This window comes from Mesorhizobium sp. P2_E10, from assembly GCF_056404235.1.
This window is the reverse complement of record NZ_JBFUEK010000004.1, coordinates 307,555-329,490: the sequence shown is the minus strand read 5'-3', so window position 1 is coordinate 329,490 and position 21,936 is coordinate 307,555. Positions and strand designations below refer to the sequence as shown.

25 protein-coding genes are annotated in these 21,936 nt (G+C 62.6%); 10 read left to right on the top strand and 15 right to left on the bottom strand.

Annotated elements, in window-relative coordinates; all coding sequences use genetic code 11:
• The first annotated feature begins 125 nt into the window (after positions 1-125).
• The gene (locus tag AC1D0N_RS13505) at positions 126-1,304 is read left to right on the top strand and encodes a lytic murein transglycosylase (protein WP_477244582.1); all 1,179 of its coding nucleotides are present in this window, start codon (positions 126-128) and stop codon (positions 1,302-1,304) included.
• 115 nt (positions 1,305-1,419) lie between these two features.
• Here AC1D0N_RS13505 and AC1D0N_RS13500 read toward each other — a convergent pair whose 3' ends face one another.
• The gene (locus AC1D0N_RS13500; protein ID WP_477244580.1) at positions 1,420-2,640 is read right to left on the bottom strand and encodes a type III PLP-dependent enzyme domain-containing protein; all 1,221 of its coding nucleotides are present in this window, start codon (positions 2,638-2,640) and stop codon (positions 1,420-1,422) included.
• A gap of 213 nt (positions 2,641-2,853) precedes the next feature.
• On the opposite strand from AC1D0N_RS13500, the gene AC1D0N_RS13495 reads away from it, so the two are divergent.
• Positions 2,854-3,774 carry a DMT family transporter gene (locus AC1D0N_RS13495; RefSeq protein ID WP_477244578.1) on the top strand — a complete coding sequence of 307 codons (921 nt, stop codon included), beginning with the start codon at positions 2,854-2,856 and terminating at the stop codon, positions 3,772-3,774.
• 393 nt (positions 3,775-4,167) lie between these two features.
• On the opposite strand, the gene metF is transcribed toward AC1D0N_RS13495, so the two are convergent.
• Both metF and AC1D0N_RS13485 read right to left on the bottom strand, forming a co-directional pair.
• Positions 4,168-5,085 carry a methylenetetrahydrofolate reductase [NAD(P)H] gene (gene metF / locus AC1D0N_RS13490; RefSeq protein WP_477244577.1) on the bottom strand — a complete coding sequence of 306 codons (918 nt, stop codon included), beginning with the start codon at positions 5,083-5,085 and terminating at the stop codon, positions 4,168-4,170.
• Positions 5,085-6,107 carry an ArsR/SmtB family transcription factor gene (locus AC1D0N_RS13485; protein WP_477244575.1) on the bottom strand — a complete coding sequence of 341 codons (1,023 nt, stop codon included), beginning with the start codon at positions 6,105-6,107 and terminating at the stop codon, positions 5,085-5,087. Before AC1D0N_RS13485 ends, metF begins: the two co-directional genes overlap by 1 nt.
• Positions 6,108-6,265: 158 nt before the next feature.
• On the opposite strand from AC1D0N_RS13485, the gene tsaA reads away from it, so the two are divergent.
• Together tsaA and AC1D0N_RS13475 are read left to right on the top strand one after the other, a co-directional pair.
• Complete coding sequence (gene tsaA, locus AC1D0N_RS13480; protein ID WP_477244573.1) at positions 6,266-6,772, top strand: tRNA (N6-threonylcarbamoyladenosine(37)-N6)-methyltransferase TrmO; 507 nt, start codon at positions 6,266-6,268, stop codon at positions 6,770-6,772.
• Positions 6,769-7,083, top strand: coding sequence for a DUF2293 domain-containing protein (locus AC1D0N_RS13475; RefSeq protein WP_477244571.1), 315 nt, complete (start codon positions 6,769-6,771; stop codon positions 7,081-7,083). The genes tsaA and AC1D0N_RS13475 overlap by 4 nt, the downstream gene beginning before the upstream one ends.
• 12 nt (positions 7,084-7,095) lie before the next feature.
• Here AC1D0N_RS13475 and AC1D0N_RS13470 read toward each other — a convergent pair whose 3' ends face one another.
• Both AC1D0N_RS13470 and AC1D0N_RS13465 read right to left on the bottom strand, forming a co-directional pair.
• A complete protein-coding gene (locus AC1D0N_RS13470) occupies positions 7,096-7,602 on the bottom strand; it encodes a hypothetical protein (protein ID WP_477244570.1) in 507 nt (168 codons plus the stop codon).
• Positions 7,603-7,646: 44 nt separating this feature from the next.
• Positions 7,647-7,799 carry a hypothetical protein gene (locus AC1D0N_RS13465; RefSeq protein WP_477244568.1) on the bottom strand — a complete coding sequence of 51 codons (153 nt, stop codon included), beginning with the start codon at positions 7,797-7,799 and terminating at the stop codon, positions 7,647-7,649.
• Between AC1D0N_RS13465 and AC1D0N_RS13460 the strand changes: the two genes are divergently transcribed.
• Positions 7,786-8,748: a D-amino acid aminotransferase gene (locus AC1D0N_RS13460; RefSeq protein WP_477244566.1), complete on the top strand. Its 963-nt coding sequence runs from the start codon at positions 7,786-7,788 to the stop codon at positions 8,746-8,748. The genes AC1D0N_RS13465 and AC1D0N_RS13460 overlap by 14 nt on opposite strands.
• Before the next feature lie 193 nt (positions 8,749-8,941).
• The gene (locus AC1D0N_RS13455) at positions 8,942-9,784 is read left to right on the top strand and encodes an SDR family oxidoreductase (RefSeq protein ID WP_477244565.1); all 843 of its coding nucleotides are present in this window, start codon (positions 8,942-8,944) and stop codon (positions 9,782-9,784) included.
• A gap of 42 nt (positions 9,785-9,826) precedes the next feature.
• Here the strand turns inward: AC1D0N_RS13455 and AC1D0N_RS13450 are convergent, their stop codons facing one another.
• The gene (locus AC1D0N_RS13450; protein ID WP_477244563.1) at positions 9,827-10,444 is read right to left on the bottom strand and encodes an MOSC domain-containing protein; all 618 of its coding nucleotides are present in this window, start codon (positions 10,442-10,444) and stop codon (positions 9,827-9,829) included.
• Positions 10,445-10,448: 4 nt separating this feature from the next.
• Positions 10,449-11,090 (bottom strand): TetR/AcrR family transcriptional regulator, encoded by a 642-nt coding sequence (locus AC1D0N_RS13445; protein WP_477244561.1) that lies wholly within the window; start codon positions 11,088-11,090, stop codon positions 10,449-10,451.
• 114 nt (positions 11,091-11,204) lie between these two features.
• On the opposite strand from AC1D0N_RS13445, the gene AC1D0N_RS13440 reads away from it, so the two are divergent.
• From AC1D0N_RS13440 to AC1D0N_RS13430, 3 genes are all read left to right on the top strand, one after another.
• Positions 11,205-11,615, top strand: a complete 411-nt coding sequence (locus AC1D0N_RS13440) for a hypothetical protein (protein WP_477244559.1) — start codon at positions 11,205-11,207, stop codon at positions 11,613-11,615.
• Positions 11,615-12,007, top strand: coding sequence for a VOC family protein (locus AC1D0N_RS13435; protein WP_477245018.1), 393 nt, complete (start codon positions 11,615-11,617; stop codon positions 12,005-12,007). The genes AC1D0N_RS13440 and AC1D0N_RS13435 overlap by 1 nt, the downstream gene beginning before the upstream one ends.
• A 108-nt stretch (positions 12,008-12,115) precedes the next feature.
• On the top strand, positions 12,116-12,682 hold the full coding sequence (locus AC1D0N_RS13430; protein WP_477244557.1) for a methyltransferase family protein: 567 nt from the start codon (positions 12,116-12,118) through the stop codon (positions 12,680-12,682).
• A gap of 26 nt (positions 12,683-12,708) precedes the next feature.
• On the opposite strand, the gene AC1D0N_RS13425 is transcribed toward AC1D0N_RS13430, so the two are convergent.
• The 4 genes from AC1D0N_RS13425 to ettA all read right to left on the bottom strand — a co-directional run bounded on the left by AC1D0N_RS13425 (position 12,709) and on the right by ettA (position 17,173).
• Positions 12,709-13,125 (bottom strand): GFA family protein, encoded by a 417-nt coding sequence (locus AC1D0N_RS13425; RefSeq protein ID WP_477244555.1) that lies wholly within the window; start codon positions 13,123-13,125, stop codon positions 12,709-12,711.
• A 196-nt stretch (positions 13,126-13,321) separates the two neighbouring features.
• A complete protein-coding gene (locus tag AC1D0N_RS13420; protein ID WP_477244553.1) occupies positions 13,322-14,443 on the bottom strand; it encodes a beta-ketoacyl-ACP synthase III in 1,122 nt (373 codons plus the stop codon).
• 265 nt (positions 14,444-14,708) lie between these two features.
• A complete protein-coding gene (gene tam, locus AC1D0N_RS13415) occupies positions 14,709-15,479 on the bottom strand; it encodes a trans-aconitate 2-methyltransferase (protein ID WP_477244551.1) in 771 nt (256 codons plus the stop codon).
• Between the two features lie 44 nt (positions 15,480-15,523).
• A complete protein-coding gene (gene ettA / locus AC1D0N_RS13410; protein WP_477244549.1) occupies positions 15,524-17,173 on the bottom strand; it encodes an energy-dependent translational throttle protein EttA in 1,650 nt (549 codons plus the stop codon).
• A gap of 241 nt (positions 17,174-17,414) precedes the next feature.
• Here ettA and AC1D0N_RS13405 point away from each other — a divergent pair, with 241 nt between their 5' ends.
• Positions 17,415-18,701: a GGDEF domain-containing protein gene (locus AC1D0N_RS13405; protein ID WP_477244547.1), complete on the top strand. Its 1,287-nt coding sequence runs from the start codon at positions 17,415-17,417 to the stop codon at positions 18,699-18,701.
• A gap of 38 nt (positions 18,702-18,739) precedes the next feature.
• On the opposite strand, the gene AC1D0N_RS13400 is transcribed toward AC1D0N_RS13405, so the two are convergent.
• The 4 genes from AC1D0N_RS13400 to AC1D0N_RS13385 form a co-directional block, all read right to left on the bottom strand.
• Positions 18,740-19,354 (bottom strand): hypothetical protein, encoded by a 615-nt coding sequence (locus AC1D0N_RS13400; RefSeq protein WP_477244545.1) that lies wholly within the window; start codon positions 19,352-19,354, stop codon positions 18,740-18,742.
• A 69-nt stretch (positions 19,355-19,423) separates the two neighbouring features.
• Positions 19,424-20,422 carry a ribonuclease T2 family protein gene (locus AC1D0N_RS13395; RefSeq protein WP_477244543.1) on the bottom strand — a complete coding sequence of 333 codons (999 nt, stop codon included), beginning with the start codon at positions 20,420-20,422 and terminating at the stop codon, positions 19,424-19,426.
• Between the two features lie 131 nt (positions 20,423-20,553).
• The gene (locus tag AC1D0N_RS13390) at positions 20,554-20,997 is read right to left on the bottom strand and encodes a MarR family winged helix-turn-helix transcriptional regulator (protein ID WP_477244541.1); all 444 of its coding nucleotides are present in this window, start codon (positions 20,995-20,997) and stop codon (positions 20,554-20,556) included.
• Entirely contained in the window at positions 20,994-21,896 is a 903-nt protein-coding gene (locus tag AC1D0N_RS13385; protein WP_477244540.1) for an alpha/beta fold hydrolase, read from the bottom strand. The genes AC1D0N_RS13390 and AC1D0N_RS13385 overlap by 4 nt, the downstream gene beginning before the upstream one ends.
• Between the last annotated feature and the right edge of the window lie 40 nt (positions 21,897-21,936).

Below are 21,936 nucleotides of genomic sequence, written 5' to 3'. Positions count from 1 at the left end.
GGCAGCACCGCCTTCAAAAAGGGGCTGCGGCAGAAGAACCGTTGACACCGGCGCTCCCGCCTGCTTTTCGACAGCCAACAACCCACGTCTACAACCGCTGGTGATCTTGTCTCGAAAGGATGGCGATGCGACTGCGCTTTGAAATTCTCTCGGCGCTGTTGCTGACGGCCACGGCCCTGCCGTCGCAGGCGCAGCAATGCGGCGGCGATTTCGAGGCGTGGAAGCAAGGCGTCGCGGTGGAGGCCAAGGCGGCTGGCGTCGGGCCTGCCGGTCTCGATGCCCTGGAAGCTGCCACCATAGACGACAAGGTGCTGGCGCGTGACCGTACTCAGGGCGTCTTTTCCCAGACCTTCATCGAATTCTCCAACCGCATGATTGCGCCTTACCGGCTGAAGCAGGGCGCGGCCAATCTGAAGAAATACGCCGATGTCTTTGCCCGCGCCGACCAGCAGTTCGGTGTCCAGGCGCCGATCATTGCCGCCTTCTGGGCGCTGGAAACCGACTTCGGTGCCGTGCAGGGCGATTTCCACACGCTGAATGCGCTCGTTACGCTGTCGCATGACTGCCGCCGCCCGGAACTGTTCCGGCCGCAGATCGTGCCGCTGTTGACGCTGATCGATCACGGCGTCGTGCCGGCAGACGTCGAGGGCGCCTGGGCCGGTGAGATCGGCCAGACGCAGATGCTGCCGTCCGACTATCTCGCCCGTGGCGTCGACGGCGACGGCGATGGGATCGTCGACCTGCGCAGCAGCGCGCCCGATGTCATCATGACCACCGCCAACAAGATCCTGTCGCGCGGCTGGAAACGCGACCAGCCCTGGATCGAGGAAGTGCGCGTTCCCGAAGACATGCCGTGGGACCAGACGGGCCGCACCAACAAGCTGCCGCTGTCGCAGTGGGCGCTGTGGGGCGTCACCAATCCCGACGGCACGCCGCTTATCGACAACGGCCTGAAGGCCGGCCTGGCCCTGCCGATGGGCCGCAAGGGCCCGGCCTTCCTCGCCTATGACAATTTCGACGTCTATCTCGAGTGGAACCAGTCCTTCACCTACGCGCTGACCGCAGCCAACCTCGCCGCCAGGCTGGCGGGGGCAAAGCAGTTCGACCCGCGCAATCCGGAAACCGGCCTCAACAACGATCAGATGAAGGAACTGCAGACCAAGCTCGAGGCCAAAGGCTACGACGTCGGCACGGTCGACGGCATCCTGGGCACCAACACCCGCGAAGCCATCCGCAAGGAGCAGATGCGCCTCGGCTTGCCGGTCGACGGCTGGCCAACGCCGGAGCTGCTGGCGAAGCTTTAGCGAGTAGCGAGTAGCGAGTAGCGAGTAGCGAGTAGCGAGTAGCGAGTAGCGAGTAGCGAGTAGCGAGTAAGATAATTCCCCTATTCGCTACTGCCTATTCCCTATTCCCTATTCCCTAATCCGCCATCGTCTCCAAACTCGCAAACCCTTGCGGCGCGTCGCCCTCGTCGAAGGGTGTCGTCACCTCGACGAAGGTGTCGGGATAAAAACCGTTGAAGCGCGTTCTGAGCGACAGCGAGTAGGCGCCGATATGGCCGATCTCGATCCAGTCGCCGGTGTCGACGGTTTCCGGCAGCCAGAATGGCCTGGACAGGATGTCGACGGAATCGCAGGTCGCGCCGCAGACCTTGAACGGCACGATGTTCTTTTCCTCGCCATTGCGAGAGCGGATCGCCGGATCGGGAATGAAGCGCGCCGGCAGCGTGATCTTGCCGGTCCATGAATCCGACAGCGACGCCCAGATACCGTCATTGATGTAGAGCCGCTTGCCCTTGCGCAGCAGCACCCGCACGATCAGCGACAGGCAGCGCGCCACGATCACCCGGCCAGGCTCGGCCACGAGCGGCATCTGGTCGAACTGGTATTCCTTGAGGTCGCCCGACAGCCGCGACATGATCTGTCCGAGCGACGGCATCTCGACCTGCTTGCGGTTGGGATCATGGCCATATTCGGCGGGAAAACCGCCGCCGACATCAAGACCGGCAACGTCGAAGGTCAGCCGGTTGCGCACCCAGTCGGCCGAGGCCAGCGCCCGTTCATAGGTGTCGGGATCCTCGATCTGGCTGCCGACATGAAAACACAGCCCCACCTTGTAGCCGGTGCGGTTCAGCCGCTCGGCGAGTTCCACCCCATAGGCCGGGCCGGCGCCGAACTTCTTCGACAATTCGTAGGCGGCCGATCCCTTGGTCTGGATACGCACGAACACTGTGATGGCGCCCGGATCGATGTCGAGCGCCCGCACCACGCGGGTCAGCTTGGTGATCTCGTCCTCATGGTCGAGCGAGATGACGCGGATGGCGTATTTCTCCAGCGCCAGCTTGATGTCCGACTGCGCCTTGACCGGATGCATGTAGAGCATCTCGGCATCGGGCGAGACCGCGCGCACGGCGGCGAATTCGCCTGGCGAGGCGACATCGAAAGCGGTGACACCGGCTTCGACCAGCGCCTTCAGCACAATCGGTTCGCCATTGGTCTTCACTGCATAGGCGGTCTTGCCCGGGAACATGCCCATGAAATGTTTGGCGTCCGCCTTCAGCACCTGTGGGCGAAAGCAATAGATCGGATCGTCGGGACGAAGCGCCAGTGCCGCCTCGCGGGCATTTTCGAATCGCTGCATCGACGAATCCTCAATCAGGGCTGCGCACAATTAATCCAAGCTAGCGGCTAATGAAAACAATTCTGTGTCTCCCGCTCCTGACGCATCGTCGCTACGGCAATTCCAGGAGTGCTACGCCATCGATCAGGTTTCGGGTGGCCCTTGTCATCGATCCGGATATGGCTTGAACAGATGCCTGACTTGCTGGCATTCGGACCCGTCTGGGAGGACCACATGGCTGTAGCTGCTACCCCCGCAACGGCACGCGGACCGATGGTGCTCAAGGACTGGGCGCAGCTTCTGCTGCTCGGCGCCATCTGGGGCGGCTCGTTCTTCTTTGCCCGCATTGCGGTTGGCGAGCTGCATCCGCTGGTGCTGGTACTGTTTCGTGTCGCCATCGCGGCGATCGCACTTCAGCTTTATCTCGGCTTGCGCGGGCCATCCTTCCGTCTTGCGTTGCCGCATGCCGGCCTGTTCTTCCTGCTGGCGCTGACCAACAATATCATCCCGTTCTCGCTGATCTTTGCCGGCCAGACTGAGCTTGGCGCCGGCGTCGCCTCGGTGCTCAATGCGACGACACCGTTCTGGACGCTGATCCTCGCCAATGCGCTGACATCGGACGAAAAGCTATCCTGGAACAAGCTGGCCGGCATCGCGCTCGGCATTGCCGGCACGGCGGTGATGATCGGCCCCGGCCTGCTTGCGGGACTCGGCGGCCCGGTCTGGGCGAAGTTCGCGCTGATCGGCGCCTCGCTGTCCTATGCAGTCGCTCTGATGGTCGCCCGCCGCTTCAAGAGCGTGCCCTCGCCGGTCATCGCCACCGGACAATTGACGGCATCGACCATCATCATGATCCCGGTCGTGCTCTTCACCTATGGCCCGGCCGGCCTGTTCTCGGCCTCGCCGCCGGTCTGGGCGGCGGTGTTTGCGCTGGCGCTGCTGTCCACCGCCTTCGCCTACATCCTCTATTTCAACCTCGTCGCCTCGGCCGGCGCCACCAACGCCTCCCTGGTCACGCTCATCGTACCGGCCAGCGCCATCCTGCTCGGTTTCCTGTTCTTGGGCGAACGGCTTGAACTGTTTGAACTCGGCGGCATGGCGCTGATCGCGTTTGGTCTTGTCACCATCGACGGCCGCCTGTTCGGCCGACGGTAGCGCTGTCATGCCTCCGTCCGGCCCCGGCTTTGCCACATTTTATTCACAGGTCTGAAGCCGGCTTTTGCCGAAGAGTTTCAATGCCTAACAGCAAATGGCAGGTCGCAAATTCCACAATCTTGTCGCAATGCAGCACATTTTCCGCTTGCCTGTTGCACAAATGACCCTAGACTCCTGTCAATAGCTCTTTAAGAGGAGGCTATGACATGGGACTGACGAGGCCAATCAACGCATTGATGATTTGTGCTGCGTTCGCATTCATCGGAGCCCTCATTATGGGCTTTCTTCCATAAGACCGCTGGAGCGGAGGAAGACCAGCACTAAATAGTCCAAATCATTGAAAAGGCCGGGTTTTTACCCGGCCTTTTTGCATTCTTGAGGTACAACGGAGCTCTAAGCAGCCGCCGATCCCGCCACCTCTGCCTCATGCGAGCGGATGCCGATCATGTGGCAGATGGCGAACACCAGATCCGCCCGGTTCATGGTGTAGAAATGGAAATCGCCGACGCCGCGCTCGACCAGGTCGAGCACCTGCTCGGCCGCCACCGCCGAGGCGACCAGTGCATGCGTCTGCGGGTCCTTCTGCAGCCCCTCGAATCGCTCGGCCAGCCATGCCGGCACCAGCGCGCCGCAGCGCGCCGAGAAGTTGGCGACCTGGGTGAAATTGTGCACCGGCAAGATGCCCGGCACGATCGGGATGTAGATGCCGGCCCGCCGCGCCCGCTCGACATAGCGCTCGTAGAGATCATTGTCGAAGAAGAACTGGGTGATCGCGCGCGTCGCGCCATTGTCGACCTTGCGCTTCAGCATGTCGATGTCAGTGGCGAAGTCCGGGCTTTCCGGATGCTTTTCCGGATAGGCGGAGACCGAAATGTCGAAATCGCCGGCGCTCTTCAGCGCCCCCACCAATTCTGCGCCATTGGCATAGCCATCCGCATGCGGCCGGTAGGCGGCGCCGACGCCTTCTGCCGGATCGCCGCGCAAGGCGACGAAGCGCTTCACGCCCATATCGGCGAATTCCTGGATGACGGCGTCGACCTCATGACGCGCCGCATCGACGCAAGTCATGTGCGCTGCCGGCGTCAGGCTGGTCTCCTTCAGGATGCGGCTGATCGTGCGGGCCGTGCGCTCGCGCGTCGAACCTCCGGCGCCATAGGTCACCGAGACGAATCTCGGCTTCAGCGGCTCCAGCCGGGTGACGGTGTCCCACAGCCTGGCTTCCATCTCGTCGTTCTTCGGCGGGAAGAACTCGAACGACACCCTGACCTTGTCGCCAATGTCGGGACGACGGGAAAAGCGGAACTGGTTCATCAGGCGATTTCCCCCATCGGGTAAGCTTGGGTGGGTTGGCTGTCGTTGGAGGGCTCGGCGATCAGCATGCGGCGGTCGCGGCCGAGCCACAGCTTAACGGTCAGCTTGGCCTCGTTGCCGCCGCGCGGTTCGAACTCTTGGGCATCCTCGAGGTCGAGCCCAGCCTCGGAAAACCACTCTGCGATTTGCCGGTCGGAAAAGCCGAGCCGCATATGCGCGTGCTGGTCACGCAGGAATTCCAGCGCATGCGGCGCGAAATCGACGATCACCAGCCGGCCTGCCGGCCGCAGCAGCCTTGCTGCCTCGCGGATGGCGCGGGCGGGGTCATCGAGATAGTGCAGCACCTGATGGATGGTGACGAGATCGAAGGCGTCGCGCTCGACCGGCGGTGCGAAAATATCGCCTTGCCGCACCTGCGCGTTCGACACGCCCGCCTTGTCGAGATTGGCGCGCGCCACCGTCAGCATCTCTCGCGACATGTCGATGCCGACGCCGCGCCGGTAGAGCGGTGAAAAGATCTCGAGCAGGCGCCCGGTGCCGGTGCCGAGATCGAGCATCGACTGGAATGGCCGCTTGCCGACGAGCTTGATGAGGGCCGCTTCGACGGCACGGTCCGCCACATGCAGCGAGCGGATTTGGTCCCAGCTGGCGGCGTTTTCGGAGAAATATTCGGCGGCGCGGTCCTGCCGCTTGCGCTTGACCGAAGCCAGCCGCTCGAGATCGCGTTCGACCTGCGGATCGGCACCCCTTATTCCGGAAACGAGCCGCAGCACGAAATCACGCGCCGAATCGGTATCCGACAGCCGGAAGAAGGCCCACGACCCCTCCTGGTAGCGGCCGATCAGCCCGGCTTCGAGCAGCAGCTTCAGGTGGCGCGACACGCGCGGCTGCGACTGGCCGAGGATTTCGGTGAGATCGGAAACGGTGAGGTCGCCGCGCGACAAAAGCGCCAATATGCGCAGCCGGCTGGATTCGGCCGCGGCCTTCAACGTATCCACCATCGTATCGAGCGCGACATGCATTGGCGTATTTCTCTTTGAAAAAGATATAAACATATGTTTATGTCGATTTTCACCGCCTTGCAAGACCTATGTCGCTGCTGGACAAGAAAATGCCGCTGGCGTGATCCCCACGCTTTTCGGTCACGATCGGCGGGGAACATGTGATAGAGGCGAAAACCATGTTCGAGACCCGCGATGGCGAAAAGCTTCTGGAAACCGATCCGGCTGATATGGCGCCGGACGGTCATGTCGTCTTCATCGGCCGCATCACCTCGCCATGGACCTCGCGCGAGACCTGCCCGAAGAACATGAACGCGGCGCGGGACACGGGACAGAAAGCATTCCTCACAATCGAGGCGCCCTATCGTCCCGGCCTGCTTGCCCTGGAACGCGCCAGCCACATCGTCATCCTGTCGTGGCTGCACCACGCGCCGCGGCGACTGATTGTGCAAAACCCCCGCCATGCGGCTGAACCGAAAGGTGTTTTCTCGCTGCGCTCCCCTGCCCGGCCGAACCCTGTCGGGCTGCATATCGCCAGGCTGATCGCCGTCGACATCGACAGCGGCCGCATCGATATCGACGCCATCGATGTGCTCGACGGCACGCCGGTGATCGACATCAAGCCCTACTTCGCCTCGACCGACGCCTTTGCAGAGGCGACCATTGCCGGGCGCGACGAACAATGAGCGCGCCGACCGGACGCCGCCGCGCCATCGCCAAGGCGCTGACTGCACTTCTGCCGCTGGCGCCCTATGCCGACATGGAAAAGATCCGCACCGACGCCGGTTCGGTGCATATGAAGACTTTGCCGCCGACGATCGCCGTTTGGCTGGCAACCATCGCCCATATCCGCCATGTGCACACCGACTACGAAAAGCTGCTCGCCGAGGGTTATGACCGCGACTCCGCGCGCTTCTTCGTCATCGAACAGACCAACATCGTGCTCACCCGCTGGCGCGCCACGCGTCTGCTCGACCCCGATGATGAGGAAGAATAGCGCGACGCGCCGCTATTTCCGCGTCAGCACGGCGACCGCGTTATAGGGCTGGCCGTCCGCCTGGCCGACCCAGGTCCAGGACAGATTGCCCTTGAAAAACCTGACGGTGATCGCGCCGCCATCGATGCACTTGTCCTGGCCATAGGTAATGGTCTCACGGTACTCGGCAGACGTGTCGTCCCTGGAAATCTGCGCCAGCGATCCGCCGCAGCCGAGCGACGGATAGTCGATCGACGCACCGCTGTCGTTGATCGTCATGGCAATCGACCAGTCGGCGCCGGCGGCGCCGGCAGGGCTCTGATGGCCACTGCCGACCCAGGTGCCGGTCAGCGACGGCACATTGACCGCGCAAGGCACGTTCTGGAAGATCGGCGTCAGCTCGCTGCCCGTTTTCTCGCAACGGTATGTCTGGCCGCTCTGGCACAGTTCCTCGCCCTCGCGTGTGCACTGTGCAAAGGCTTCGCCAGTGGCAAGGAAGACCCCCATTGCCAGGATGATGGCTCGAAATCCAGTTTGCATGCCCTTGTCCCCCCAACCGGCTACATTCGCCCGAGAATTGTAAGTCAACCCTGATGCATCAGCCAGATCGCCATTGCCAGATCGCCATTGAAGGACAACCAGCGCAATGTGGGTGGCTCTATGCCTTCCGCCAGATGCGAATAGCGTGATCGGGGCGCATCGAGCGACGGCAAGGAGATCGTGATGAGCCAAAACATTGCAGTGCCTGTAGCAGGCCAGCTGCCGCCCCTTTCCGACCGCCACATCGATCCGCATGCCTATCCCGATGGCGTTGCTTTCCTAGACGGTCAGTACCTGCCGATGTCGCAAGCGAAAATCTCGGTGCTGGACTGGGGCTTCCTGCATTCCGACGCCACCTACGACACGGTGCATGTCTGGAACGGCCGTTTCTTCCGTCTCGACCTGCATCTCGAGCGCTTCTTCGGCGGCTTGGAAAAGCTGCTGATGACGATCCCGTTCGACCGCGATGGCGTAAGCGAAATCCTGCACAATTGCGTGGCGCTGTCCGGCCATCGCGCCGCCTATGTCGAGATGCTGTGCACGCGCGGCGCCTCGCCGACCTTCAGCCGCGACCCGCGCCAGGCGATCAACCGCTTCATGGCCTTTGCCGTCCCCTTCGGCTCGGTCGCCAATGCCGAGCAGTTGCAGCGCGGCCTGCATGTTGCCATCAGCGGCAAGGTGCGCATTCCTCCAGCCTCGATCGATCCGGCAATCAAGAACTATCACTGGCTCGATCTGGTGCGCGGTCTCTACGACGCCTACGACCACGGCGCCGAGACGGCGCTGCTCCTCGATTTCAACGGCAATGTCGCCGAAGGCCCAGGCTTCAACGTCTTTTGTGTGAGGGATGGCAGACTGTCGACGCCGGCCGTCGGCGTGCTGCCCGGTATCACCAGGCGCACCGTCTTCGATCTCTGCACCGAGGCCGGACTTGCCGCCACCGCGGCCGATGTCAGCGTCGCCGCGCTGCGTGCCGCCGATGAGGTCTTCATCACCTCGACCGCAGGCGGCATCATGCCGGTGACGGTCATCGACGACGCCCCGGTGGCGGACGGCAAGGTCGGCACGATCACCAGCCGGCTGATGGCACTCTATTGGCAAAAGCACGACGACCCGGCCTGGTCGAGCCAGGTACACTACCCCTGACCAATCCCTTGCCATACGCCTTGCCCGCCCCACATCAACAAAATGTGCGTCAATCTTGGATGCTCTGACGTCGCTTCATATATGAACGAAACGGAGAAGCCTCCGTTTCGGCCATGACCCCAAAAAGTGGACTCCGGTTTTTGGAAAGATCATGGTCAAGCAAGAACTCTAAATCATTGAGAACTGGTGGATCATGACAAACAAGGTTTGGTTTATTACCGGATCGTCGAAAGGCTTTGGCCGCGTCTGGGCGGAAGCAGCACTCGCCCGTGGCGACCGGGTTGCGGCGACCGCGCGTGACGCCGGCACGCTTTCCGATCTGGTCGAAAAATATGGCGACAGGATCGCCGCGATAAAGCTCGACGTCACCGACAAGGCGGCTGTCGATGCCGCGATTGCCGAGGCGCACAAGCGCTTTGGCCGGCTCGACGTCGTCATCAACAATGCCGGCTATGGCCATTTCGGCGCCATTGAGGAAGTCAGCGAGCAGGAAGCCCGCGACCAGATGGAAACCAACGTGTTCGGCGCCCTGTGGGTCACCCAGGCTGCGCTGCCGATCATGCGGGCGCAGCGTTCCGGCCACATCATCCAGATCTCGTCGATCGGCGGCGTCAACGCCTTTGCGTCGCTTGGCCTCTACCATGCCTCGAAATGGGCGCTGGAAGCCTTCAGCCAGTCGCTCAACATCGAAGTCGCGGAATTCGGCATCCACGTCACGCTGGTCGAGCCCGGCGGTTTTGCCACCGACTGGTCCGGCGCCTCCGCCAAGGTTTCCAAACCGATCGAGGCCTATGCGCCCGCCCGCGCCAAGATGGCCGAGCGCCGCGCCAATTCGGTCGCCGGCGATCCCGAGGCAACCGGCCCGGCGATGCTGGCAATCGTCGATGCCGCCGAGCCGCCGCTGAGAGTGTTCTTCGGCGATGGCGGCCTGCCGATGATCAAGCAGGAATACGCCAATCGCATCGCCACCTGGGAAAAGTGGGATCATGTCTCCGACATCGCGCAAGGCGCGAAGAAGAACCGCAAGGCCGCCTGAGGCAATATCGCTACGCCGCTCAGGCGGCGTAGCCCTGCCCTGCTAGCTCTGATAGATCCACTGCTCCGGCACGCGCACCGAAATCTCCTCACCGGCCTTGATCGTGCCACGCTTCTCGACCCAGGCGACGAGGCCGCGCAGTCGTTTGGCGGATTTGGGAAAGAGCAGCGCACCGGCTTCGACGTCTGCCATCCCGGCATTTTCGGCGATCGATCGGCCGGCGATGCGGCACGGCCCGTTCTGTGCGTCGACCTTGATGGTGACGCCGCCTTTAAAGAACAGCAGCGTGCCTGAAGGCAGCATGGAGAGGTTCGGCACCCCTTCGATCACGAGATTGGCGCCGATCCATTCCGGCTTGACCTCGGCCAGCCCCATGCGGTCGGCGACGATCGCCAGTTCGTCCGCCGCCACGATCGACAACTGCCGCTCGTTGCGCATTTCGGTACCGCGCGGGTACCAGGGCTCGCGCCCGCCCGAGCGCCGCGTCGCGCCGGCGTGGAAATCGCCTGATATGCCGTCAAAGCCAAGCTGCAATTCCTCCACCGGGCGCGTCTCGAAGTGATCTGAAGGCGCGACGTAGAGGGCGGAGACTTTGGCGGCGAGCTTTCGCCCCGGGATGATTTCGACCGGCTTTTCAGCTTCCGGGAAGAGATCCAGCATGGCTTCATTCCTTGGATGATGTGCCTTGGTTTTGCCCCTCCGCCGGCCACGCCGCAAGAGCGGTTTGGGCCAAACTGCGCAACTCTTCGGTCGAAGCGCCGTCTCGCGCCTGGATCGACATGCCATTCATGACCCCGGCCAGATATTTGGCGAATCCCTCGACGGAGAGGTTTTCCGGCAGATCGCCCTTTGCCCGCCCCATCGCCAGACGCGCCGCAATCGCCGCTTCGCTCGCCTTGCGGAAGTCTCTCAGTTCATCGGCAATGTTCTGCGCCTGCGGCGAGGCGGCAAGCGCGCCCCTGACGAACAGGCAGCCGCCGGGCTTGCCCGGTCTGGAATAGGCCTCCGCCGCCCCGAGCAGCAAGCGCCGGACCGCCTCCCCTGTCGAGACCGGCGCACTGAGCGCCTCCAGCGCAAACCCTATCTCTGTCTCGTGGTAGCGCGCGAGCGCCTTGCGGAACAAAGTCTCCTTGTCGGTGAAGGCGCTATAGATCTGCGGCGGCGTCAGCCCCATCGCCTCGCGCAACATGGCCAGCGACGTCGCCTCATAGCCGTGTTGCCAGAACAGATGCATCGCAGCATCGAGCGCCTGGTCGGGGTCGAAGGCGCGTGGACGGCCGCCACGCGGTTTTTCAGAATTATTCATAGCGATCGATACGAAACCTGTTGACTGCCTTCTGATCATAACGTATCGATTGATATGAAACATGGCAAGAGAGCTTCACCAAGGCCATGTCGTTGAAACGGAGGAGAGACCCCAATGCCAATCACCGTGACCGCGCCGGAAGGCGTACTGACGCCAGCGGGCGAACGCGAAATCCTGCCGCGCCTGAGTGCTGCCCTCATCGAAGCCTCCGGCGCCACCGGCAATTCATTCTTCACATCGATCGTCGGCGGTACCGTCCACATTCTGCCGCCACATCACATCTACGCCGGTGGCGCCAATCGGCCCGTTATCATGGTCGAGTTGAAACTGCCGAACATCGGCCTCGGCTCATTCGAAGCCCGAAGCGCCTTCATCACCGCTGCCGCAGGGATTGTCGCCGAACTCTGCGTGCCGGATCACAAGCCTGAAAACACCTGGATCAACATTCTCAATGCTCCCGACGGCGGCTGGGGCATCGGCGACAGGCAATATACAGGCGACGCGCTGATCGCCGCTTCGATATGATGCGGCTGTCCCCTTCGCTGTTCTTCACCACCGACTGCGAGCCGGCGCTGGCCTTCTACGAACAGTGCGGCCTCGGCCGGGCAACGATCCTGCTGCGCTGGGGCGACAACAACATGCCGGTGCGCACCGAAGCCATGCGCGGGAAAGTTCTGCATGCGCGGTTCGAAGGTCCAGGCGTGCTGTTTCATGCCTCGGACAATGACGATGCCGAACCGATGAAAGGCTCCGCCATGATGCTGGAGTTCGACGACCTGGCCACAATGCGGGAGCTTTTCGGCCGCATGGCCGCAGGCGGCCGGATCACCGTGCCCCTGGCGCGACAATATTGGGGAACCAGCTTCGGCATGCTCGTCGACGCCTTTGGCGTGCAATGGATGTTCTCCGGCGAATGAGCGCGGATCACGATCTTCTTACCCCGAATTGGGATTGTTTCGGTGCCGCGCCGCATTGCCGCCGCGTCACGCCGATTACATGATGGCCTCAGACCAAGGGGGTTCGTCATGCGTCCAGGATCTGCAATCGCGGCTCTTTGGCTGATCTGGGTCGTATCCTGGGCGGCCGCCGCCTTCTGGGCCGACCCGGCGCAAAAGCGCGCCGGTTTGCAGGCCGAATTCCCCTACCGGGCCGTGCTGGTGCTCGGCACCATCCTGCTCTTCATTCCGGCACATAACTATGTCGGGCGACTTCGCCTGTGGTTTCCCAACCTTGCCGAGGCATGGATCTGCGTCGCGCTTATTGCAGCCGGGTTTGCCTTCTGCTGGTGGGCGCGTGTGCATCTCGGCCGGCTGTGGTCGGGCACGGTTACCGCCAAGGCCGAGCATCGTGTCGTCGACACCGGACCCTACGGCCTCGTCCGCCACCCGATCTACACCGGGCTACTTTTGGCCATCCTCGCCACCATGGCGGCAAAAGGCACGATCTGGGGCGTTGCCGGCGCCGTCCTTCTCACCATTGGTATCGTCATGAAGGCGAGGCTCGAGGAACGCTTCCTGCGCGGCGAACTGGGTAGCGCCTATGACGACTATGCCAGGCGGGTCCCGATGCTGGTGCCATTTACACCGGCCTGACGCAGCAAAACGAGTTGGACGGCAGCTCAGTTTGTCTTTCCTGCCACACTGCTTTGCTGGAAGTGTTCGACGGCCCCGTCGATTTGAAGCCAATCATGTTTCGACTGCTCGAAAACCGATCTGACTGGCGGCGGGTATTTGGGGTCTGCCAGCGCACCAACGGCAACGCCGATTAGCGACGGTAGCCTGTCGGCTCTCCAATAGACCGTCGAGCCGCAGTCTGGACAAAAGTAGCAGTGAACCTTCCCGCCACTGGCTGCATTCCGCGTGAACTCTTTCGCGGTTCCGGAAACGGCGACGGCGTCGACCGGATAGAAGGCGCCGACGCCAAATGGCGCGCCGGTTCTGCGTTGGCAGTCGAGACAATGACAGGCGACAACCAGTTTTGAAGATCCTGGAAGCGTCAGGGTGAGAGCGCCACAACTGCATCGGGCATCAAGCATTGGGAAAACCTCCGTTTCATGAAGCGAGACCATGTTGGGGTTCGAACTGAGACACTCCCGAAAACGCAGGGAGTGTGGAGTTTCAGGTCGGGCTGAGGGGGAGGGGAAGACAGGGCGGAGCAGCCAGACTGGGAGATCAGAGGACCCGGAACGGGTACCTCGCCGCCATTTGCAGGTCGGCTGAATATCAAGATGCCTAAAGCATTCTCAGCAGCGCGCCACCTATAGAATACCCCGCGCCAAACGCGCAGATCAACCCGAAATCGCCAGGCTTCATGTCGGCGTGGTTCTCCGACAGCGCGATGATGGCGCCGGCGCCGGCGGTGTTGCCGAGCCGCTCCAGCACCATCGGCGCGCGGTCGTGGTCGACCTCGTGGCCGAAGGCCAGTTTCAGGATCATCGCATTCATGCGGGCATTGGCCTGGTGCAGCCAAAAGCGCCGGATCGCTTGCGGCGTCAGCCCGTGCTCGCCGAGGAATTCGACGATGAATTTGTGCCCGGCAACGGTGACTTCCTTGAACACCTTGTTGCCGACCTGCTTGATCAGATTGCCTTCCAGGTTGATCATGTAGGGATCGTCCTGGGCGGTGCGGGTGTGATAGCCGAGATTGGTGCGGATGTTGTTGGACATCTGCGTCCAGGTGCGGGTGTCCAGAACCTCGAAGCGGCCCCGCCGCCTTTCGCCCTTGGCGAGCCCCTCGACCACCATCGACACCGAAGCGTCGCCGAAAATGAAATGCGTCTGCCGGTCGCGGAAATTGAGATGGCCGGTGATGATCTCGGGCGTCGTAATAAGCACGCGCTTGTGCGCCCCCGTCCGCACCAGATTGACCGCGATGTGCAGAGCCGCTGCCGCCGACGAGCAGCCGAGTCCCATGTCGAAGCCGGCGCCCTTGGTGCCCAGCGCCTCCTGCATCTCGATGGCGATCGCCGGATAGGGCCGCTGGTGATGCGAAGCCGAGCAGATCAGCAGGTCGATATCCCCGGGCTTCAGCCCGGCGTGGTCGAGCGCTTTGCGAGCTGAGGCGATGCCGAACTCGGCCTCCAGCGACAGCGCCTCGTCGGGCCGCGCCGGAATGCGCGGCGTCATCCGGGTCGGGTCGAGAATGCCTTCCCGCTCGATCACGTGCCGGGTCTGGACGCCCGAGGCATGGACGATGAAAGCGCTGTCGGATTTCGATAGCGGCGGCTCGTCGGTGCCCTCGCGACGCGCATTCTCCATGTCGACCCAGGCATTGAAGCTGGTGACCAGTTCTTCATTGGTGATCTTGGGTTCGGGGATTTCGACGCCGATGCCGCTGATGATGACGCGATGCATTTCCAGTCCGTCCCATGCGCAGGCGTTGCGGCTTCATGTGGGCGTCGAGAATGCCCGGCGCAACACTTTTCTCATACCGGCGAATTACGCCAACTCAAACCATGTCGGCTGAACCCCACCAGGCGCAGAGCCTGGTGTTGGTCTGCCGGTTGTTCCAGCACGCCACCTCCTGCCGCGCGGGCAATTGATCGCGATCTCACAACGAGGAAATGCGCATGGTGGCGAAATCGGGTCAAGCGTCCCGGCCCGGCGTGGCTAATCGTTTCTATGCGGCCTGTTTGGCAACAATGAAGAGCCTGGGAAAGCGCAACAGCACCTTGCCGTTCGCCGTTTTCGGATAGGCCTTGGCGATCTTCGCCGTGTAGTGATCGAGGAACATCTTTCGCTCGTCCGTTTCAAGCGGATCGAGAAACGGCTTCAGCCCGGTCGCCTTCACCCATTCGACGATGGCCTCGGCATCGGCCAGCGGATGATTGTAGGCGGTGTGCCAGATGTCGAGCCGTTCGGAGAATGGCGACAACAAATCATAGTAGAATGACACCGGCGGCAGCGGCCCGCGTGCCGCTCCGGCCATCTTTCCGGCGAACGGCATTTCGGCTGCCGTCTCGCGCATCAACTGGTGCGAGGGCTCACCGAGATTGTCCGGCATCTGGATGGCCAGCGCGCCGCCCGGCGCCAAAAAACCCATCAGCCGCTGGAAGACCGCGGGATGCTCCGGCAGCCACTGGAACACCGCATTGGCGAAGATCACGTTGACGGGCTCGGGCGGCTGCCACTTGGACGCATCCGCCAGGTCGAAGGTGACGCTCGGCAGGCGCGCCCTCGCCTTTTCGATCATGTCGGGAGAGGTGTCGAAGCCGCTCACCTGCGCATCCGGCCAGCGCTCGACCAGAAGTTCGGTCGAATTGCCCGGCCCGCAGCCGATATCGACGACCCGGCGCGGAAAATCCACCGGCACCTGCGCCACCAGGTCGCGCGCCGGCCGCGTGCGCTCGTCCTCGAACTTCAGATATTGGGCGGCGGACCAGTCAGCCATTTCAGCTCCTCAATCATCCGAGAACCCGCCCCCAAATCAATACCTTACCGCGTCAGCCTCTTATAGGTCATGCGGTGCGGATTGACGGCATCCGGTCCGAGCCGGCGGATCTTGTCCTGCTCGTAATCCTCGAAATTGCCCTCGAACCATTCGACATGGCTGTCGCCTTCGAAGGCGAGGATGTGCGTCGCCAGGCGATCGAGGAACATGCGATCGTGGGAGATGATGACGGCGCAGCCACCGAAATTTTCCAGTGCGTCTTCGAGTGCGGCCAGCGTTTCCGTATCGAGATCGTTGGTCGGTTCGTCGAGCAGCAGCACATTGCCGCCGGTCTTCAGCATTTTGGCAAGATGCACGCGATTGCGCTGGCCGCCGGAGAGATTGCCGACCTTCTGCTGCTGGTCGCCGCCACGGAAGTTGAACGACGCGCAATAGGCGCGGGTGTTGGCCTCGAACTTGCCGAGCTTGACCACTTCGGCGCCGCCGGAAATCTCTTCCCACACCGTCTTTGACGGATCGAGTGCGTCGCGGCTCTGGTCGACATAGCCGAGCTTGACGGTTTCGCCGATGCGGACCGAGCCGCCATCCGGCTTTTCCTGGCCGGTGATCATGCGAAACAGCGTCGTCTTGCCGGCGCCGTTCGGGCCGATGACGCCAACGATGCCGCCCGGCGGCAGCTTGAATTCCAGACCGTCGATCAAGAGCGTATCGCCAAAGCCCTTCGACAGGCCTTCCGCCTCGATCACCACATTGCCGAGCCGCTCGCCATGCGGAATGACGATCTGCGTATCGCTCGGACGCCGCTTGTCGGCTGCATCCAGGAGATCCTGGAACGCCTGGATACGCGCCTTGGACTTGGTCTGCCGGGCTTTCGGGCTGGACTGGATCCACTCGCGCTCGCGGCCGATGGCGCGCTGGCGGGCATCGTCCTCGCGGCCTTCCTGCTTGAGGCGCTTGGCCTTGGCTTCGAGGTATTTGGTGTAGTTGCCCTCATAGGGAATGCCGCGGCCGCGATCGAGTTCGAGGATCCAGCCGGTGACATTGTCGAGGAAGTAGCGATCGTGGGTGATGATCATCACGGCGCCCGGATAGGCGCGCAGATGCTTTTCAAGCCACGCCGTGGTTTCGGCGTCGAGATGGTTGGTCGGTTCGTCGAGCAACAGAAGGTCGGGTTGGCGCAGCAGAAGCTGGCAAAGCGCGACGCGGCGACGCTCGCCGCCTGACAGTTTGGTGACTTCCGAATCCTTGGGCGGGCAGCCGAGAGCTTCCATCGCCATCTCGACCTGCTGTTCGAGATCCCACAGGTTCAGCCGGTCCATCTCGTCCTGGAGCTTGGCCGACTCGTCGGCCGTCTCATCGGAATAGTTCATCATCAATTCGTTGTAGCGCTCGATGATGGCGGTCTTGGCGGCAACGCCTTCCATGATGTTTTCGAACACGGTCTTCTTCGGATCGAGCGCCGGCTCCTGCGCCAAATAGCCGACGGTGGCGCCTTCGGCCAGCCACGCTTCGCCGTTCCACTCCTTGTCGAGCCCGGCCATGATCTTGAGGATCGTCGACTTGCCCGAGCCGTTGGGGCCGAGGATGCCGATCTTGGCGTCGGGGTAGAAGGAGAGATGGATGTTTTCGAGCACCTTCTTGGTGCCATAGGCCTTGTTGAGGCCGGCCATGTGATAGATGAACTGGCGTGCCACGCGCGCTTTTCCTTGATCAGAATGGATGGAAGTTGCGCGCTATGTAGGCGATGCCGTGCCGAACGGCAATCGCTTTTGGCGCTTTGACGCTTTCCCCAGGCTGAAGCGCCGATCTTGTCAGCGAAGTTTTCGGATCGCTGCCAACCCGGCGAAAGCAGCGGTTAAGGATTCGCCGTCAAAACGGTATCGGATGGGAATCGCCGGCACGTGGCGATTCCCGCAGAGATCGGGATCGACGGCATTGCTGAACAGTTTCCTGCTCCTTGCCGAAGCGGTTCTCTACTTCGGCGTCATGGTCTCGCTCTTCCGTTTCAGGCACCGCATCGGCCTTGGCGTCTTCGTCTGCGCGCTCGGCGTCATGCATTTCCTGGAAACCTACCTCGCCAGCGTCTTCTACGTCGCTTTGCCCTTCGGCATGGTGTCACCGGGCTCCGCCGTGCTGTTTTCCGGCAAGCTGGTGATGCTGCTGTTGCTTTATCTCAAGGAGGACGCGGCCACCGTCCGCCAGCCGATCTACGGCCTGTTGCTCGGCAACGCGCTGATGATCGGGCTTGTGCTGATCCTGCGCCTGCATGCGATTTCGCCGCTTCCCGACGGCAAGCTTCCGGACATCGGCTTCATCGACGAGATGGGCTGGCTGATGGTCTGGGGCACGTCGCTGCTGTTCATCGACGCCATTCTGATCATCCTGCTTTATGAAAAGCTTGGGCGTTATCTTCGCCAGGCGCCTTTCACCCGCATCCTGATCTCCGTCGCTTGCGTGCTGACCTTCGACCAGGCGGGATTTTTCACCGCGCTGCATTTCGTCGCCGGCGCGCCGCTCCAGGTTTTCTTCGGCGGCTGGTTCGCCAAGATGGCCGCAGCGCTGACCTACAGCGCCATGCTTGTCGCCTATCTCCGCTGGTTCGAAACGCGGCAGATCGCGGCGCCACGTGGACTTTCCGACATCTTCGACACGCTGACCTATCGCGAGCGCTATGAGGCGCTGGTCAAGCATGTAGGCCGCGACGGCCTCACCGGCCTCTTGCATCGCGGCAGCTTCGAAACCGACGGTGAAACCGCCGTAGCAGCCAGCCTGCGCATGGCCAAGCCGCTCAGCCTGCTGATTATCGATGTCGACCACTTCAAATCGATCAACGACCGCTTCGGCCATGCCGAGGGCGACAAGGTCCTGAAAACCATTGCCGCTGTGCTGACCGAAGCCGTGGGCGCCGAGGGTCAGGTGTTCCGGATCGGCGGCGAGGAGTTCGCCATTCTCTGCGCCCGGCCGCATCCGGTCGCCAGATTGCTGGGCGAAAGCGTCAGGCACGCGGTCAAGGCATCCGCTAACACCAGAAAGTTCGACCTGACCGTCAGCGCCGGCGTCTCCACCGTCAGCGACAGCACGCAACGCCTTGCCGATCTTTTTGCCCTTGCCGACCAGCGCCTCTACAAGGCCAAGCTGACCGGACGCGACCGTGTCATCGGCGAACCCAATGCCGACAGGCTTGACGCATGGAACCGCTCAGAACAGGGCGCCGGCGGATAACGTCTTCACTGACCCGTTCGCCCACGGGCAGCCGACGGTCAGCCCTGCTTCTTTCGTTGCAAGGCGCCGACCCCAACTGAAACCGCCATCAGCGCGATCGCCAGCCATTTCAGCGCGGTGATGATCGGGCCGGCGTTGATGTCGTAGGCGATGAACAGAAGAATGCCCGGCACCAGCAGGCCGCACATGACGAGCATGATGCGATTGATCTGCCAGGACACTTTTGCCGCAAGGGCCTCGTCACCAGGTGCGGCGACCAATGCTGCGCGTATGGCTTGCGAGGCGACCAGCGCGCTTGAGAGGCGCATGGAAATCGGCAGGCCGAGCCCGATGATCAGAAACGCGCAGGCCGCCAGCAGCAGCGAGAACTTGAGCGCGCTGGTCTCGGCCGGCACCGGGAAAAGCAGCGTTGCCAGCGGCAGGAAGACGCAGAAAATGCCAAGCGCGGCAATGGCGATGAAGATCGCGGCATTGACCCAAGTGAACAGCTGGTAGGTGCCGGCGCCGATCGGCGCGGCAAGCGTTCGCATGCGCGCCCACTCCGGATCGGTGTAGGAAAAACCCGGCCATTCCATGCGACCGTCCCGGATTGCTGTCATGCCCCTGGCCCAGAACGCCAACCGCGCCAGCTCACTATTCGTGACGTCATTCATTGCCACCACCACCCAATAATGCGCACGACGCACGATAGCATCGGGCGCAGCCAAACCGACAGCCGGTGCCTACTGGAACCCGACCGGGTCGACGCCACCTTTCGGGCAACCGGCCTTGGTCGTCGGCGCGGAGGCGAGCATCAGGTCGCCCAATGAACTGTTCGGACCGATCGGACCGGTCAGGCCGAGCGTCAGCTCGCCGATCAGCCGTCTGCCGCTTGAAGGATCGACCAAACAGGAGACACGGACCCGCTCACCCGCACCGGCGCCGAAAGCGCTGTCGAAAGCGCTGCGGATCGCATCCGAGGTCAGCTGCTTGCCGACGTTTTTGGTGAACAGGTCGCGCACTGGCGAAGCGTTCACCGCGCGCATCAGGTTCAAGGCGTCGGCAAAATACTCCTGCTGGCTCTTGCCGTAGCAGGTGCCGTGCTTGATCCACTCATGCCGCTCGAGCTTGGAAGCCGTGCCCGGCATCACCTGGTCAAGCTCGGCTCGCGTAGTCGCATCGAGCTCGACCGCCGGCAGTTCCTTCCAGTGAGCGGGATTGTCGTTGGCCTTGTCGCTTGCCGGCACCTGGCAATAGAAATTGCTATTCGGCTGCGGCCACAGCCCGTGCAAGGTGAAATGCGTCGCGTCGAAACCGGCGCCGCTCTGGGCCTGGCATTCGGGCTTGCTCGATTTGGTTTCGCAGAACGCCGGCTGCCAGCTCAGCGCGAAGACATATTCGGGGTTTCCCGAGGCTGCCGGCTTGCCCTGGTCGGCCGGCGCGGTGGCCGCGCTGCCGCCGGAGACATGGCCGCAGCTGATCTTGACCCAGCGGCGCTCCGGATCGGCGCCGGGCACGCGGATGAGATAGTGGGTCGGCGCATCCTTGTTGCCCGCCAGCAGATCGTAGCTCTGCCCGGCCGCAGTCGAAACATTGCCGGGGTTCTTGCCGCTCTTGATGCCTTGCGTCGCCGGACAGGCGGCATCGGCCACGAAGGAGCCGCTCATCTTCACATCGGCTTGCGCCACGCCTGTGCCAGCCAGTGCAAGAAACACCGCACCCCATATCGCCGATATCCGCATTCCAGCACTCCTAACGATTCAGTCGGGCAACCTAGAACTTGCGACATGTCAGAATTACGATTTCTTTCGCCTGTCGCAAAAACAATCGCTGCAGCGCCTGTCCGTCATACCTCACGAATGGTTGATCAGGATCAGCCCGCCTCCACCCGCTTCGTCAGTGTACGCAGCAGATCAAGCGAGGCTTTCAGCACCTCGGCGTCCAAGCCCTCGGAAATCAGGTTCGCCCAAACGTGCTGGCGGCTGCCGATATCCTTGATCGCGGCCCAGCCGGCATCGGTCATCGACAGCAGCTTGGCGCGGCGATGCGCCGGATTGTCGGCGTAAGCGGCAAGGCCCTCAGCGGCCAGTATGTCGGCCAGCCGCTGCACGCTCTGGCGCGCGAGACCCATGTCGCGGGCGATGTCGGCCACGGATTTCGGCTCCTTCAGCACCGCACCCAGAACCTGCCAGCGCGCCGCCGTCAGCCCGGTTGGAGCGGCCAGCCGGTCGGCCGCTTCCAGAAAACTGCCGTTCAGTCTGAAGACAGCAAGCACCAGTTCTGTGAGCGTATCCCCGGCTTCGGTCCTGGTCGTCATTCGTAGCCGGCCTCGATGGTCGCGATGAATGTGTTGACGGCTTCGGCCACCACTTCGGGCTTGTCAAGCATCACCCAATGGCCGCTGTCCGTGACCACTTGGTGCGGAATGTCGGTGCGAAGCCGGTAGAGCGCTGCCGGATTGTCATTGGCCTCGGTGGCCAGCACCAGCATCGGCCCGCGATAGGCGTTGAGCGTCGGTTCCGGATTCCATTCGGCCAGTGCCTTGCCCACTCCTGCCCTCGCTGCCGGATCGACCACGGCCGCATCAGCCAGAACACGCTGGCGGACAGCCGTGTTGGAGCCGGCAATCGAGGTGTAGTAGGCGTTCAAGGCATCAAGGCTGTGCGGACCGGCCAGATCGCGCACAAAGCCCTCGCGGATCTCCTTTGGCAGTGCACGCGGATCGGTCGCCGGATCGACGAACAAAATGCCGGCGACCCGGTCGGCATGGCTGGCGGCATAGGCCAGCGCCACCCCGCCACCACCGCTGTGAGCGACAAGGACAAACCGCTTCAAGCCGAATGCATCTGCCACCGCCCCGACATCAGCCGCCCGGCCGTCATAGCCATAGTCACGGTCCTGCGCCGGTGCGGATGCGCCGTGGCCACGAAAGTCGAAGGCAACCGCGTCGCGGCCATCGGCAGTCAGGTGCATGACCCGGTCCCACTGCGAAGCCCGGCTGCAATCGCCATGCAGGAATAGGATCGGCAAGCCATTGCCGCTGTTAAGACTATAGGTGGCAAGCTGGCCCTGCGGGCCGGGAATGGTGGACGTCGTCATGGTCATCTCCTTGGTTTCCTGACTGAACGCGGCAAGGGCTGGCAACAGGATTGCCGTGGTGGAGGCGAAGCTCGCCAGCAAGATTGCGCGCCGCGAAATGGTCGAAGTGGTTTTCATGATCACGCTCCATTTGACAGCATCCTGTCATAAAATCATA

What these genes read in the sequence shown, in the direction of transcription:
- AC1D0N_RS13505 (WP_477244582.1), top strand. Translation starts at nt 126, where the DNA reads ATGCGACTGCGCTTTGAAATTCTCTCGGCGCTGTTGCTGACGGCCACG.
- AC1D0N_RS13500 (WP_477244580.1), bottom strand. Translation starts at nt 2,640, where the DNA reads ATGCAGCGATTCGAAAATGCCCGCGAGGCGGCACTGGCGCTTCGTCCC.
- AC1D0N_RS13495 (WP_477244578.1), top strand. Translation starts at nt 2,854, where the DNA reads ATGGCTGTAGCTGCTACCCCCGCAACGGCACGCGGACCGATGGTGCTC.
- metF (WP_477244577.1), bottom strand. Translation starts at nt 5,085, where the DNA reads ATGAACCAGTTCCGCTTTTCCCGTCGTCCCGACATTGGCGACAAGGTC.
- AC1D0N_RS13485 (WP_477244575.1), bottom strand. Translation starts at nt 6,107, where the DNA reads ATGCATGTCGCGCTCGATACGATGGTGGATACGTTGAAGGCCGCGGCC.
- tsaA (WP_477244573.1), top strand. Translation starts at nt 6,266, where the DNA reads ATGTTCGAGACCCGCGATGGCGAAAAGCTTCTGGAAACCGATCCGGCT.
- AC1D0N_RS13475 (WP_477244571.1), top strand. Translation starts at nt 6,769, where the DNA reads ATGAGCGCGCCGACCGGACGCCGCCGCGCCATCGCCAAGGCGCTGACT.
- AC1D0N_RS13470 (WP_477244570.1), bottom strand. Translation starts at nt 7,602, where the DNA reads ATGCAAACTGGATTTCGAGCCATCATCCTGGCAATGGGGGTCTTCCTT.
- AC1D0N_RS13460 (WP_477244566.1), top strand. Translation starts at nt 7,786, where the DNA reads ATGAGCCAAAACATTGCAGTGCCTGTAGCAGGCCAGCTGCCGCCCCTT.
- AC1D0N_RS13465 (WP_477244568.1), bottom strand. Translation starts at nt 7,799, where the DNA reads ATGTTTTGGCTCATCACGATCTCCTTGCCGTCGCTCGATGCGCCCCGA.
- AC1D0N_RS13455 (WP_477244565.1), top strand. Translation starts at nt 8,942, where the DNA reads ATGACAAACAAGGTTTGGTTTATTACCGGATCGTCGAAAGGCTTTGGC.
- AC1D0N_RS13450 (WP_477244563.1), bottom strand. Translation starts at nt 10,444, where the DNA reads ATGCTGGATCTCTTCCCGGAAGCTGAAAAGCCGGTCGAAATCATCCCG.
- AC1D0N_RS13445 (WP_477244561.1), bottom strand. Translation starts at nt 11,090, where the DNA reads ATGAATAATTCTGAAAAACCGCGTGGCGGCCGTCCACGCGCCTTCGAC.
- AC1D0N_RS13440 (WP_477244559.1), top strand. Translation starts at nt 11,205, where the DNA reads ATGCCAATCACCGTGACCGCGCCGGAAGGCGTACTGACGCCAGCGGGC.
- AC1D0N_RS13435 (WP_477245018.1), top strand. Translation starts at nt 11,615, where the DNA reads ATGCGGCTGTCCCCTTCGCTGTTCTTCACCACCGACTGCGAGCCGGCG.
- AC1D0N_RS13430 (WP_477244557.1), top strand. Translation starts at nt 12,116, where the DNA reads ATGCGTCCAGGATCTGCAATCGCGGCTCTTTGGCTGATCTGGGTCGTA.
- AC1D0N_RS13425 (WP_477244555.1), bottom strand. Translation starts at nt 13,125, where the DNA reads ATGCTTGATGCCCGATGCAGTTGTGGCGCTCTCACCCTGACGCTTCCA.
- AC1D0N_RS13420 (WP_477244553.1), bottom strand. Translation starts at nt 14,443, where the DNA reads ATGCATCGCGTCATCATCAGCGGCATCGGCGTCGAAATCCCCGAACCC.
- tam (WP_477244551.1), bottom strand. Translation starts at nt 15,479, where the DNA reads ATGGCTGACTGGTCCGCCGCCCAATATCTGAAGTTCGAGGACGAGCGC.
- AC1D0N_RS13400 (WP_477244545.1), bottom strand. Translation starts at nt 19,354, where the DNA reads ATGAATGACGTCACGAATAGTGAGCTGGCGCGGTTGGCGTTCTGGGCC.
- AC1D0N_RS13395 (WP_477244543.1), bottom strand. Translation starts at nt 20,422, where the DNA reads ATGCGGATATCGGCGATATGGGGTGCGGTGTTTCTTGCACTGGCTGGC.
- AC1D0N_RS13390 (WP_477244541.1), bottom strand. Translation starts at nt 20,997, where the DNA reads ATGACGACCAGGACCGAAGCCGGGGATACGCTCACAGAACTGGTGCTT.
- AC1D0N_RS13385 (WP_477244540.1), bottom strand. Translation starts at nt 21,896, where the DNA reads ATGAAAACCACTTCGACCATTTCGCGGCGCGCAATCTTGCTGGCGAGC.